This is a genomic window from Janthinobacterium sp. BHSEK (assembly GCF_056174685.1).
In genome coordinates this window covers 1-13,108 of sequence record NZ_JBWBYV010000146.1, presented here as the reverse complement: position 1 = coordinate 13,108, position 13,108 = coordinate 1, and the positions used below count along the sequence as shown (strand labels likewise).

Genomic DNA, 13,108 nt, shown 5'->3' with positions numbered 1-13,108 from the left:
TTTTTTATTTGATTCTGGCGGAGACGGTGGGATTCGAACCCACGATACAGGTATAAGCCGTATGCATCCTTAGCAGGGATGTGCCTTCGGCCACTCGGCCACGTCTCCTAGCTGATTACTCAACTATGTCTCTGTAGCTAACTGCGCTGCAGCGACGAACGTCATAATATCGATTGCCCCCCCTTTGGTCAAGGGCGTGGGGCAATATTTTTGGATATTTACGCTTTTTCCAGCTCGAACGCTTTATGCAGCGCGCGCACGGCCAGTTCCATGTACTTTTCATCGATCAGCACGGAGATCTTGATCTCGGAAGTGGAGATCATCATGATGTTGATGCCCTCTTCCGACAAGGTGCGGAACATCTGCGATGCGACGCCCACATGGCTGCGCATGCCCACGCCGACGACGGACAGTTTCGACACTTTCGCGTCGCCCGTGATGCTGGCCGCGCCCAGCGCTTCGCGGTTCGCTTCCAGCACGGCCAGCGCGCGCGTGTATTCGCCGCGCGAGACGGTGAAGGTGAAGTCCGTTTTACCGTCGACCGACTGATTCTGTATGATCATGTCGACTTCGATATTCGCGTCCGCCACCGGTCCCAGGATGTGGTACGCCACGCCTGGACGGTCGGGCACGCCGAGCACGGTGATTTTGGCTTCATCGCGGTTGAAGGCGATGCCGGAGATGACTGCTTGTTCCATGTTTGTATCTTCCTCAAACGAAATCAGGGTGCCTGAATTGGCTTCTATTTCCAGCGGCAACATCGGGTCGGTCAGCGACGACAGTACGCGCGTGGGGACGCGGTAGTTGCCGGCGAATTCCACCGAACGCGTCTGCAGCACTTTGGAGCCCAGCGAAGCCAGTTCCAGCATTTCTTCAAAGGTGATGGTCTTCAGGCGGCGCGCCTCGGAGACCACGCGCGGATCGGTCGTGTAGACGCCGTCGACGTCCGTGAAGATCAGGCACTCGGCCGCCTTCATGGCGGCGGCAATCGCCACGGCCGACGTGTCGGAACCGCCGCGGCCCAGGGTCGCGATGTTGTCGTGTTCGTCAACGCCCTGGAAACCGGTAATGATGACGATCTTGCCCGCATCGAGGTCGCGTTTGACTTTCTCGTCATCGATCGACTGGATGCGTGCCTTGGTAAAGGCGGAATCGGTCTTGATCGCGACTTGCCAGCCGGCATAGGATACGGCTTGTTTGCCGATCGCCAGCAATGCCATCGACAATAGGCCGACGGACACCTGTTCGCCTGTCGAGGCGATCATGTCAAGTTCACGGGGATCGGGTTGATCCATGATTTCCTTGGCCAGTCCAATCAGGCGGTTCGTTTCGCCCGACATGGCGGATGGCACCACCACGATTTGATGCCCGGCGTCGTGCCACTTGGCAACGCGCTTGGCGACATTCTTGATACGGTCAGTCGAGCCCATCGACGTACCGCCATATTTGTGGACGATTAAAGCCATAAGAGTGAAGTTTCCGCTCAAGAAGAATAAAAAAGGAGGGCTTTACTCTACATGCCGCAATGCAAAATAACAAGCTAAAAAGCGCATTAGCTCATACCGATTGCGCATATGGAAATAACCAATCCATGCAGTCGGGAACGCATGGGCAGCCACTTGCCGGCCGCCCCGGGAGTGGCCGTGGCGGCTGCCCCTGCGCTCAGCAGGAGACCCAGCGCAAGGCCACACGGGGACGGTCCAGCAGACTCAGACAATGGCAATCGAGACCGATACCGGCCGCGTACAGCAATTGTTGCGCCGCACAGACAAGGGGCAGGCGTTCGCGCTCCCAGGCGGGCACGTCGAACGCCTGGTAATGGTATTTCAAGCTCTTGGTGGGACGGTTCAAGGCCAGCTTCAGGCGCTCGCCGCCCTGGCGGAAGTCGATGGTCAAGGTCTGTGCTTGCAGCCAGGCAATATCGATACCCTGCCCGCCCTCTTTCACTGCATCGAAATGCAGCGCGCCGCCATACGCGGGAAAGGCCAGGCTCGCCTCGCCCTGCCAGACAAATTGCTGGCCGGCTTTTTCCAGCCCGGGGATGCCCGCGTCGTCACGCTCGCGCATGCCGGCAAGGTCATCGAGCTTCGGCGTCAGGTACAGCCGGTCGCGGTGGCGCCGCACATGGCATTCGGGATGCGTGACCAGCAATTGCGCATCGGGCCGCGCCTCCAACAGTTGCGCCAGCATTTCCGCCAGCCATGCCGTCGACGGCATGCGCAAGCCGCGCGTGCCGAACCAGTGGCGCAGCAGGTTGTAGCAGCGGTCCGTGCTCAGCACGCGCAATTTCGCCAGCTCGATGCAGTCGCCGTCGAGGCACGCCGCCAGATCCTGCGTCGCCAGCTCCGTCAGCAGGCGCTGCGCCGATTGCGCGTGCTGGGCGCTGCGGGCGAAGCGTTCCTGGAAACCGGGAAACGCCTGTGCCAGCACGGGCATCACCTGGTGCCGCAAGGCATTGCGGGCGAAGCGGGGATCGTCGTTCGACTCGTCGTGGATGTGCGCGATCGCATGGCGCGCCACGTACGCCTCCAGTTGCCTGCGCGACACAGGCAGCAGCGGGCGCGCCATCACCAGGTCAGGATTGCCCAGCAGCTCGGGCGCGCTGTTGGCGCCATCCATGCCGGACAGGCCCGCCGTGCCGGAGCCGCGCAGCAATTGCAGCAGCACCGTTTCAGCCTGGTCATCCTGGTGGTGGGCCGTCAGCAGCAGGCGCACGCCGTGCGCGGCGCTCAGCTCGCCCAGGGCCGCATAACGGCGCTTGCGGGCCGCCTCTTCCGTGCCCGTCTTCGCATTCTTTTCCAGCGTGACCTTGCGCGCCTCGAAGGCGATACCCATGCCGGCGCACAATTGCTCGCAGTGGGCCAGCCAGGCATCCGCATTCGGGCTGAGGCCATGGTGCACGTGGAACGCATGCAGGACCACACCGTGCCCTTGCGCCCAGGCATGCGCCAGGTGCAGCAGGGCCGCGGAATCGAGGCCGCCGCTGAGGGCGATGCCGACGGTGCCGCCGGGTGCAGGTGCGCAGGCGTCCAGCGCGCGGGCGAAGATGTCGGGCACGGTGGCGGTTTGTTGCTTTTTCATTCGGACTCCGGGAATGCAAAGAGGGACAGGCTGCTAAACGGATGGTGTCGTTTAGCGGACTGTCCCTGGTGTTTTACTGTCTTGTCGGCTTACGTCTTGTCGGCTTACGCTGCGCTAAGCCGACCTACGCCGACCACGTCGACCTGCGCCGACTTGCGCTGGCTTACTCGCTCGGCGTGGTTTCCTTGAACTTGCCGTAGCTCAGCAGTTTCTCGTGGCGCGCGGCCAGCAAGTCCTTGGTTTTCATGCCCTGGAACTGGCGCAGGGTGTCGGCCAGTGCGCGCTTGAGCAAGGTCGCCATCTGCTTCGGATCGCGGTGGGCGCCGCCCAGCGGTTCGTTGATGATCTTGTCGATCAGGCCCATGGCTTTCAGGCGGTGCGCCGTCAGGCCCAGCGCTTCGGCCGCGTCGGAGGCGCGCTCGGCGCTCTTCCACAGGATCGAGGCGCAGCCTTCCGGCGAGATCACGGCATACGTCGAGTATTGCAGCATCAGCACGGCGTCGCCCACGGCGATGGCCAGCGCGCCGCCGGAACCGCCTTCACCGATGATGGTGGCGATCAGCGGCACTTTCAATTCGGCCATCACATACAGGTTGTGGCCGATGGCTTCCGACTGGCCGCGCTCTTCCGCGTCGATGCCGGGGAAGGCGCCCGGCGTGTCGACGAAGGTGAAGATGGGCAGGTTGAACTTTTCCGCCACCTTCATCAGGCGCATGGCCTTGCGGTAGCCTTCCGGCTTCGGCATGCCGAAATTGCGCATGGCGCGCTCTTTCGTGTCGCGGCCCTTCTGGTGGCCGATGACCATGCACGGCTGGCCATTGAAGCGGGCCAGGCCGCCGACGACGGACAGATCGTCCGCGTAGCTGCGGTCGCCATGCAATTCGTGGAAATCGGTAAAGATTTCATTCACGTAATCCATGGTGTAGGGACGTTGCGGGTGGCGCGCGATCTGCGCCACTTGCCAAGGGGTCAGCTTGGCGTAGATATCCTTGGTCAGCTGCTGGCTCTTCTTGGCCAGGCGGTCGATCTCTTCCGAGATGTCGACGGCCGAATCGTCTTGCACGAAGCGCAACTCTTCGATCTTGGAATCGAGTTCCGCGATCGGCTGTTCAAAATTGAGGAAAGTCGTTTTAGTCATTGTACCTCCAGGTTTTACCGGCCACGGCGCCAGGGCGCGCGGCGTCATCTATGTTTATTTTACCGTACCGGCTGGTGCGCCGGGGGCTGCATCGGGTGCGGCAGGGGCGGCTGCAGGGTCGAGACTGCGCCACAAATACCAGGTTGCCACGGTGCGCCACGGTTCCCAATTGGCGGAAACTTCGCGCGCATCGCTGCGGGAAACGGGTTCGCCGGAGAAGTAATTGACGCTGATACCCTGGATCAGACCAGGGTCGTCGAGCGGCAAGACATTCGGCCGGAGCAGATTAAATATCAGAAACATCTCGGCTGTCCAGCGGCCGATGCCGCGGATCTGCACCAGTTCGGCGATGACGGCTTCGTCATCCATCTGGTCCCACTGGCTCGCGTGCACGCGCTTGGCCTTGAAATGGTCGGCCAGGTCGAGGATGTATTCGGTCTTGCGTTTGGACAAACCGCAGGCGGACAATTGCTCGGCGCCCGCCTTCAATACTTGCGAAGGCGTGCATTTCGGGCAAGCCAGCAGCAGCTTTTTCCAGGCGGCATCAGCCGCCTTGGGCGTGATCTGCTGCCCCACCAGCGAACGGGCCAGGGTGGTAAACGGGTCGCTATGGCCGACCAGGTGCAGGTCGCCAAATTGCGGGATGAGCTTTTTCATGATGCGGTCGCGCTTCATCAGCTCGATCTTCGCCTCTTCCCAGTAGTGCGGCACCTGGATCACTTGCGCCAAGTCCGTCGCCATGGGCGCTTCCCCGTTTTCCCTGGACGTCGCCATCATGCGCGGCGCCAGTTGGTCGAGCCGTCAGGCTTGTCTTCAAGAATGATGCCTGCAGCCAACAATTCGGCGCGTATCTTGTCGGACTGGGCAAAATCGCGCGCCTTCTTCGCCGCGCTGCGTGCCGCGATCGCCGCTTCGATGCCGGCCGTCTCATCGACGCCGCCGGCGGCGCCCACGGTCGCTTGCAGGAATTGCTGCGGCGTGCGTTCCAGCAAGCCGAACACGCCCGCCAGGCCCTTCAATTGACGCGCCAGGGCCGGCGACTTGCTCTTGTTGACTTCCGTCGCCAGGTCGAACAGGGCCGCCACGGCCAGCGGCGTATTGAAATCGTCGTCCATCGCTTCGCGCACGCGCACGGCATGCGCTTCGCTCCAGTCGATGGCACCCTCTTCCACCGCCACGTCGGCCAGCGCCGTGTACAAACGCGTCAGCGACAAACGCGCATCATCGAGGTGCACGTCCGAGTAATTCAGCGGACTGCGGTAGTGCGCGCGCAGGATGAAGAAGCGGATCACTTCGGCATCGAACTTTTGCAGCACTTCGCGGATGGTAAAGAAGTTGCCGAGCGACTTGGACATTTTTTCATTGTCCAGGCGTACGAAGCCGTTATGGATCCAGTAATTGACGCTGGTGTGGCCGAATGCGCCTTCGGATTGGGCGATCTCGTTTTCGTGGTGCGGAAATTGCAGGTCCGCGCCGCCGCCGTGAATGTCGAACTGTTCGCCGAGCAAGGCGCACGACATGGCCGAGCACTCGATATGCCAGCCCGGGCGGCCCTTGCCCCATTTCGAGTCCCATTTGACTTCTTCCGGCTCCGACTCCTTCGACGACTTCCACAGCACGAAGTCGAGCGGATCGCGCTTGCCCGTGTTCACGTCGACGCGCTCGCCCGCGCGCAGGTCGTCGAGCGACTTGCCCGACAGCTTGCCGTAGTGGGGAAAATTGCGCACGGCGTAATTGACGTCGCCGTCCGCGCCCTGGTAGGCCAGATCCTTCGCTTCCAGCTGCTCGATCAGGCGCAGCATCTGCGGCACGTATTCGGTGGCGCGCGGCGTATGGTCGGGCGTCAAAATGCCCAGCGCGGCCGTGTCTTCATCCATGTACTGGGTGAAACGCGTCGTCAGCTGGGAAATCGTTTCGCCGTTTTCCACGGCGCGGCGGATGATCTTGTCGTCGATGTCCGTAATGTTGCGCACATAGGTGACGTCGAAACCGGATGCTTTCAGCCAGCGGTAGATGACGTCGAACGCCATCATCATGCGCGCATGGCCGATATGGCAATAATCGTAGATGGTCATGCCGCACACGTACATGCGTACCTTGCCCGCTTCCATCGGGACGAATACCTGCTTCTCGCGAGCCAGGGTGTTGTAAATCTTTAGATTGCTCATCGTACTTTGCAAGTGAAGCGGCCGCCAGCCTGGCAAAACGACAGACAGGCGCGGACACCGGGGGTGCCGCGCCACAGAACTGCCGTGTGCGCCGAAAACTGGTCGACCCGCTATATTGTTGTTCTTGTTTGTTAGAATTGGGGCGTTAGCGGTCAAGTATAACATTGATAAAAACCATACTGGCCCGATATGAATCAGGTTTTTACGATGTTCAACCGAATTTTCATTTATTTACAATTAAAGCAAGTTTAAAGAAAAATAACGATCAAGGACGCCTTCATGCAAGAAACCAAATCGAAACGCCTGTCTTTCCTGGCCCGCTTTTGCACCCTGTTTGCCGGCCTGACGCTGGGCAGCGCCGTCGTGGCGGCCGCTCCGGCGACCGCCCTCGACCCCACGCCCCACGTGGCCCTGAAAACCAGCATGGGCGAGATCGTGCTGGAACTGGATCAGGAAAAAGCGCCGAAAAGCGTGGCCAATTTCTTGCAGTACGTCAAAAGCGGTTATTACAAGGGTACCGTGTTTCACCGCGTCATCGACGGCTTCATGATACAGGGCGGCGGCTTCGACAAGAACATGAAGCAGAAAGCCACCAAGGCGCCGATCAGGAATGAAGCGCAAAACGGCTTGCAAAACGTCACCTACAGCATCGCCATGGCGCGCACGGGCGATCCGCATTCGGCCACCGCGCAATTCTTCATCAACGTCAACGACAACGGCGCGCTCGACTACCCTGGCCGCGACGGCTTCGGCTACACGGTGTTCGGCAAAGTCGTCAGCGGCATGGACGTGGTCGACAAGATCAAGGCCGTGCCCGTTGCCGACAAGGGACCGCACCAGAACGTGCCCGTCACCCCCGTGGTGATCGAATCGGCGACTTTACTCAAGACAGCGCCCGCAAAACTGTAAAATAGCGTTTTTGCGGCGCCGGCCTGGCTTGCGCCGCTGAATCAATTATTCATCCAATTTATTAAGGATCATCATGACCTCCGTCATCATCACCACCAATCTGGGCAAGATCACCGCTGAACTGGACGCCGAAAAAGCGCCGAAAACGGTTGCCAACTTCCTGGCCTACATGAAAGCCGGTCACTACGACAACACGATTTTCCACCGCGTCATCGACGGCTTCATGATCCAGGGCGGCGGTTTCGAGCCAGGCATGAAACAGAAGCCTGCCGACACCACCGTGGAAAACGAAGCCAAGAACGGCCTGAAAAACGATACCTACACCCTGGCCATGGCCCGCACGTCGGATCCGCATTCGGCATCGGCCCAGTTCTTCATCAACATCAAGAACAACAGCTTCCTCGACTACCCTGGCCAGGACGGCTGGGGCTACGCCGTGTTCGGTAAAGTCACCGACGGCAAGGAAGTCGTCGACGCCATCCGCGCCGTGAAAACCTCGCGCGCCGGCATGTTCGCCGATGTGCCAGTGACGGACGTCATCATCGAAAAAGTCGAAGCAGTTTAATTCGGCTACGGCATCATGAATCACAGGCATTGCCGCGTTGGCGCCTCTCCAGCTACATCACTTTTTGGGAGCGTTGAACGATGACAATGCCTGCCGCACTCTTTATTTCCGACCTGCATCTGCAGAGCTCGCACCCGCGCACCAGCGCGGCGTTTCTTTCTTTCCTGGAACACCATGCGCAATACGCGCAAGCACTGTATCTATTAGGCGACCTGTTTGAATACTGGGCCGGCGACGATGACCTGGAAGACCCGTTCAATGCGCGCATGACGGCCGCCATCCGCGCCGTCAGCGATGCTGGCGTGCACGTCTACTGGATCGCCGGCAACCGCGACTTTCTTGTCGGCTCCGGCTTCGCCGCCGCCGCCGGCGCCACCCTGCTCAGCGAACCGCACGTGGCCACGATTGCCGGCCGGCGCATCGTCTTGCTGCATGGCGACGCCGAGTGCACGAAAGACGTCAGCTACATGGAGTTTCGCGCCATGGTGCGCCAGCCCGCCTGGCAAAAACAGTTCCTGTCCATGCCGCTGGCGCAGCGCAAGGCCATCATCGACGGTTTGCGCCAAAGCAGCCGCGAGCACAATGGCGAAAAATCCATGGACATCATGGATGTCACGCCCGATGCTGTCGCGCAAGTATTTGCCGAACACGCCAGCACCGTCATGATCCACGGCCATACGCACCGCCCTGCCGTGCATAAAGTTGACGAAACCTTGCGCTATGTCCTGCCCGACTGGGAATGCGACGTGGAACCGCAGCGCGGCGGCTGGATCGCCATCGATGCGCGCGGCAACATCACGCGCCACGATCTCAGCGGCGACATCATCGACTAGGCTTGCGCCGACCGCCGCACGGGCGTTTGTCCGATAGCCGCGCCCGCCTGGCCTTGCTGTAATGGCGCCATGCACACTGTTTATATCGGCACGGCCGGCTGGAGCATCTCCAGCGCCGCCGCCAGCCACCTTCCCCTCGATGGCAGCCACCTGCAGCGCTATGCCCAGGTGCTGGATTGCGTGGAAATCAACAGCTCGTTCTACCGCTCGCACCAGCCGTCAACCTACGCGCGCTGGGCCGCCAGCGTGCCCGAGCATTTCCGCTTCAGCGTGAAATTACCGCGAAGCATCACGCACGAACGGCGCTTGCGCGATGGCGGGGCCGAACTGGACCGCTTTGCGGGAGAAGTCATGCAACTGGGGAATAAACTGGGTTGCGTGCTGGTGCAACTGCCGCCCAGCCTGCGTTTCGAGGCGGATGTGGCCACCGCATTTTTCCATGCGCTGCGCCAGCGCTTCGACGGCATGCTCGCTTGCGAAGCGCGCCACCCCAGCTGGTTCACGGCGAACGCGACCGAGCTGTTAACGATGCTGCGCATCACCCGCGTGCGCGCCGATCCGCCCGCCGGCCAGCCGGGGCCGCATGTGCAGACCACGGGTATCGCCTACCTGCGCCTGCACGGCAGCCCGACAATCTACTATTCGGACTATCCGGCCGACTATCTGGCGGCGCTGGCCGCCGAATGGCGCGCATCGGCACAGGCGGGCAGCTGGTGCATCTTCGACAACACGGCGGCCGGCGCCGCCCTGTTCAATGCGCTGGACCTGCATGCACGGCTGGCCTGAAAATACGTGTTGATTTTTTGAGACTCAGTGTTATAGTTAACTACAACACCAACTCAATACATCACGGAGCTCCGATGCCTACCGCATTTTTCACGCGCCGCACCGCCCCGCCCTTGTGGGAGCGCATCCCATGAGCACGGAATGGAACGACAATAGCCCCATCTACCGCCAGCTCAAGGCCAGGGTGGTGGGCATGATGCTCGATGGCGTGCTGCAGTCCGGCGACGCCCTGCCCTCGGTGCGCCAGGTGGCGGCCGACTACCAATTGAATCCCATCACGGTCTCGCGTGCCTATCAGGAACTGGTCGACGATGCCCTGGTGGAAAAACGCAGAGGACTCGGTATGTATGTCTTGGAAGGCGCCCGCGACAAATTGCTGGCCAGTGAACGCGAGCGCTTCATGCGCGAAGAATGGCCGGCGATGCTTGAACGCATCACGCAACTGGGCCTGAACCTCGAACAACTACTGCAGGCGAGCCGCGACAGTGGCGCACACGGAGAGAGCGCATGAATGCATTGAACAAGGACAGCGTCATCAGCGCACGCGGCCTGCGCAAGCAGTATGGCAAACAGGTCGCCATCGACGGCATCAGCTTCGATATCGCGCCGGGGCGCATCGTCGGCTTGATCGGGCCTAACGGCTCCGGCAAGACCACCACCCTGAAAGCCATCCTGGGCCTGACGGGTTTCGAAGGCGAGCTGTCGGTGCTGGGACGCGATCCCCGCGTGCAGCGCGACGCGCTGATGGACGACGTATGCTTCATCGCCGACGTGGCCATCCTGCCGGGCTGGCTGCGCGTGGCCGACGCCATCGATTTCATTGCTGGCGTGCATCCACGTTTCGACCGCAGCAAGGCCGAGCGCTACCTGGCGCACACCAAGCTGGCGCCGAAGATGAAGGTCAAGGCCATGTCGAAAGGCATGGTGGTGCAGCTGCACCTGGCGCTGGTGATGGCCATCGACGCCAAGCTGCTGGTGCTCGACGAGCCGACCCTGGGTCTGGACATTCTGTACCGCAAGCAGTTCTACCAGAACTTGCTGGAAGACTATTTCGATGAAAACAAGACCATCGTCATCACCACGCACCAGATCGAGGAAGTGGAACACATCCTCAGCGACCTGATGTTCATTCGCGACGGCAAGATCGTGCTGGCCTCGAGCATGGAAGACGTGGGCGAGCGCTATATCGAGGTGATGGTGGGACCGCAGCACGTCAATCCGGCGCGCGCCCTGCAGCCGATCAGCGAACGCAGCGTGTTCGGCAAGTCGGTGATGCTGTTCGACGGCGTCGCCCGCACCCAGCTGGCGGCCCTGGGCGAAGTCCGCACGCCCAGCCTGGCTGACCTGTTTGTCGCGACCATGAAAGGATCGTACCAATGAATATTTCCCCTGCCAACAAGATGCAATGGCTGATCCGGCGCGAACTGTGGGAACACAAGGGCATGCTGGTGTGGACGCCCGCCCTGATCGGCATCGTCATGACCGTGCTGGGCGCCCTGATGACGATCGGCACCATCGCCAAGACCAAGATGCGCACGGCGCTCATCGTCAATGGCGAGGAAGTGTCCTGGAGCACCGTCCTCAACACCCGCACCTTCGGCCCGCGCCGCACGGAAATCATCGACGCCGTCGCCAACAACTATATCTATGCGGCCGCGCCGCTGTTCCTGGCGCTGGGTTTCCTGGTGTTTTTCTATTGCCTGAGCGCCCTGCATGACGACCGCCGCGACCGCAGCGTGCTGTTCTGGAAATCGCTGCCCATCTCGGATGCGCAGACGGTGCTGTCGAAAGCGGCCATCGCCCTGCTGGTCGCGCCGCTGATTGTGGCCGCCGCCGCCAGCCTGACTTCGCTGCTTCTGATCCTGATCCTGAGCGGCGTGCTGGCGGCCAACGGCATCCACGTGTTTGCCGAACTGCTCGCCACGCCCGGCCTGTACCTGGGACCGCTGCGCGTGTTCGGCTTGCTGCCCGTGTATTGCCTGTGGGCCTTGCCGACGGTCGGCTGGCTGCTGATGGTGTCGAGCTGGGCCAAGTCGAAAGTCTTCCTGTGGGCCATCGGCGTGCCGCTGCTGCTGCTCATCCTGGCCGTCTGGGCCGGCAAGCTGACGCAGACGGAAAGCGGCATCGACTGGATACAGATGAATGTCATCGGACGCGCCCTGCTGGGCACCCTCCCCGGCAGCTGGTATCTGTTCGAGCCGGAACTGCTGCCGCACATGCACGCGCTGGCAGAGGGGGGATCGCACACGACGCGCATCGACGTGTTCAGCAACTCCTGGTCCAGCCTGGCCTTGCCAGCCGTCTGGCTCGGTGCGGCGGCCGGCGCGGCGCTGATTTACGCCGCCATCCGCCTGCGCCGCTGGCGCGAGGAAGGCTGACAGCGCAATATCCCTGCCCCATAAAAAAACGCCCCGCCGGGGCGTTTTCCATTTTTAGTCCTTTCAAGCCCCTGAAATAATAACTACCTTACCGATAGTTATTATGAAAAACCCCACCCGCCACATCGCGACTATTTATTCGATAGTATTGGTCCGATATGAAAATTACAAATAATTATTTCTATCGTATTTTATTACCAATCACATTTGATAATCGCCAGCCAAAAAACAACAACTAGCAATTCGATAGCAAGATGGTTTTTTGGATAAAAGGCGCGGAAATACGGGCGCACGGCGGAAAATTCAGTCCAAAAAAGCCATTCCGTGACAATCCGTGAGAATTATCTTGCGTAACGATGGACAGAATAGCGTTATGGAAAATGATCAAAATGAAATTGGAAGTTTCAAAATTGAAACTATGCTCAGAGTGGGAGACAGTGCATGCCTCGCAAAAAGGCGGCAGCCTGCCAAAGCATCCGGCCGGACAAGCCGTTTGCCGGCGCAGCCAACCATAACAAAACGGCGATACATAAAACAAATATGAAAATGATATTTTTAATATTGTTGAAGTAGCGCTATTTTGCCCCAGCGTTTTTTTCCCAACTATGTTTTACTTGCCACTATCAACATCGGAAACACCAGAGTTCGACCACGGCCCAAGCCTCGCCGGAGCAAGCAAGGAAACGAACCAGATTATTAATTTTTTATTATTTTAGAAAATTGAACGAACACATAACCTTTTCCGGAGACTTTCAAATGGCCACCACCCCAAATCCAGCACAAGTTCCCGTCAATGCCGAAGGCGCTGGCGCCAAGATCGCGACGCCCGCAAAGAAAGCCGTCGACCCGAAAACCGGCGAGCGCAAGCAATATGACGAAGATGAACTGCTCAAGGGGGCCGATGCCAGCGCGACCATGCCGCCTGAAAATGTCGTGGAAGTCACGGGCAGCGCCGAGAACGGCAATGCCGCCGCCCTGGGCACGGCCGCGGCCGTGGCAGCGGCGGCCCTGGCCGCAGGCGGCAGCGGCGCGGCCGCAGGTCAGGCTGGCGCCGATCTCGGCACGCCGCAAAGCGACAACAACGGCGGTGCCGCAGGCGCTGCGGGCACAGGCGCGGGCGCCGCCGGCATCCCCAGCGGCAGCGTCGTGGATGTCGCCGGGGCATCGGCCGGCGCTGGCGCCGGCGCGGGTGCGGGCGCTGCGGGTGGCCTGAGCGGACTTGGCGTGCTGGGCGCGCTCGGCGGCCTTGG

At 60.7% G+C, this 13,108-nt stretch carries 13 protein-coding genes and 1 tRNA gene; 8 read left to right on the top strand and 6 right to left on the bottom strand.

Annotation, left to right across the window (positions count from 1 at the left end; translation table 11 throughout):
• Positions 1-15: 15 nt before the first annotated feature.
• The 6 genes from AC0V2Y_RS27680 to cysS form a co-directional block, all read right to left on the bottom strand.
• Positions 16-108, bottom strand: a tRNA-Ser gene (locus AC0V2Y_RS27680).
• Positions 109-218: 110 nt separating this feature from the next.
• Positions 219-1,466, bottom strand: coding sequence for an aspartate kinase (locus AC0V2Y_RS27675; protein WP_152252529.1), 1,248 nt, complete (start codon positions 1,464-1,466; stop codon positions 219-221).
• A gap of 196 nt (positions 1,467-1,662) precedes the next feature.
• Positions 1,663-3,081, bottom strand: coding sequence for a tRNA lysidine(34) synthetase TilS (gene tilS / locus AC0V2Y_RS27670; protein ID WP_475417834.1), 1,419 nt, complete (start codon positions 3,079-3,081; stop codon positions 1,663-1,665).
• 163 nt (positions 3,082-3,244) lie between these two features.
• Positions 3,245-4,219 carry an acetyl-CoA carboxylase carboxyltransferase subunit alpha gene (locus tag AC0V2Y_RS27665; protein ID WP_034784047.1) on the bottom strand — a complete coding sequence of 325 codons (975 nt, stop codon included), beginning with the start codon at positions 4,217-4,219 and terminating at the stop codon, positions 3,245-3,247.
• A 54-nt stretch (positions 4,220-4,273) separates the two neighbouring features.
• A complete protein-coding gene (locus AC0V2Y_RS27660; RefSeq protein WP_475417835.1) occupies positions 4,274-4,960 on the bottom strand; it encodes a DNA-3-methyladenine glycosylase family protein in 687 nt (228 codons plus the stop codon).
• Positions 4,961-4,992: 32 nt separating this feature from the next.
• On the bottom strand, positions 4,993-6,387 hold the full coding sequence (gene cysS, locus AC0V2Y_RS27655) for a cysteine--tRNA ligase (RefSeq protein WP_475417833.1): 1,395 nt from the start codon (positions 6,385-6,387) through the stop codon (positions 4,993-4,995).
• A 279-nt stretch (positions 6,388-6,666) separates the two neighbouring features.
• Between cysS and AC0V2Y_RS27650 the strand changes: the two genes are divergently transcribed.
• The 8 genes from AC0V2Y_RS27650 to AC0V2Y_RS27615 all read left to right on the top strand — a co-directional run.
• Positions 6,667-7,296, top strand: a complete 630-nt coding sequence (locus AC0V2Y_RS27650; protein ID WP_475417832.1) for a peptidylprolyl isomerase — start codon at positions 6,667-6,669, stop codon at positions 7,294-7,296.
• A 73-nt stretch (positions 7,297-7,369) separates the two neighbouring features.
• Positions 7,370-7,861: a peptidylprolyl isomerase gene (locus tag AC0V2Y_RS27645; RefSeq protein ID WP_092610294.1), complete on the top strand. Its 492-nt coding sequence runs from the start codon at positions 7,370-7,372 to the stop codon at positions 7,859-7,861.
• An 86-nt stretch (positions 7,862-7,947) separates the two neighbouring features.
• On the top strand, positions 7,948-8,694 hold the full coding sequence (locus AC0V2Y_RS27640; protein ID WP_475417831.1) for a UDP-2,3-diacylglucosamine diphosphatase: 747 nt from the start codon (positions 7,948-7,950) through the stop codon (positions 8,692-8,694).
• Between the two features lie 69 nt (positions 8,695-8,763).
• Positions 8,764-9,480 carry a DUF72 domain-containing protein gene (locus AC0V2Y_RS27635; protein ID WP_475417830.1) on the top strand — a complete coding sequence of 239 codons (717 nt, stop codon included), beginning with the start codon at positions 8,764-8,766 and terminating at the stop codon, positions 9,478-9,480.
• A gap of 130 nt (positions 9,481-9,610) precedes the next feature.
• A complete protein-coding gene (locus AC0V2Y_RS27630; RefSeq protein ID WP_099408769.1) occupies positions 9,611-9,991 on the top strand; it encodes a GntR family transcriptional regulator in 381 nt (126 codons plus the stop codon).
• Positions 9,988-10,860 carry an ABC transporter ATP-binding protein gene (locus tag AC0V2Y_RS27625; RefSeq protein ID WP_475417829.1) on the top strand — a complete coding sequence of 291 codons (873 nt, stop codon included), beginning with the start codon at positions 9,988-9,990 and terminating at the stop codon, positions 10,858-10,860. Before AC0V2Y_RS27630 ends, AC0V2Y_RS27625 begins: the two co-directional genes overlap by 4 nt.
• Positions 10,857-11,858, top strand: a complete 1,002-nt coding sequence (locus AC0V2Y_RS27620; RefSeq protein ID WP_475417828.1) for a hypothetical protein — start codon at positions 10,857-10,859, stop codon at positions 11,856-11,858. The genes AC0V2Y_RS27625 and AC0V2Y_RS27620 overlap by 4 nt, the downstream gene beginning before the upstream one ends.
• A 756-nt stretch (positions 11,859-12,614) precedes the next feature.
• On the top strand, positions 12,615-13,108 hold a 494-nt coding region (locus AC0V2Y_RS27615; protein WP_475418424.1), incomplete at its 3' end, for a hypothetical protein.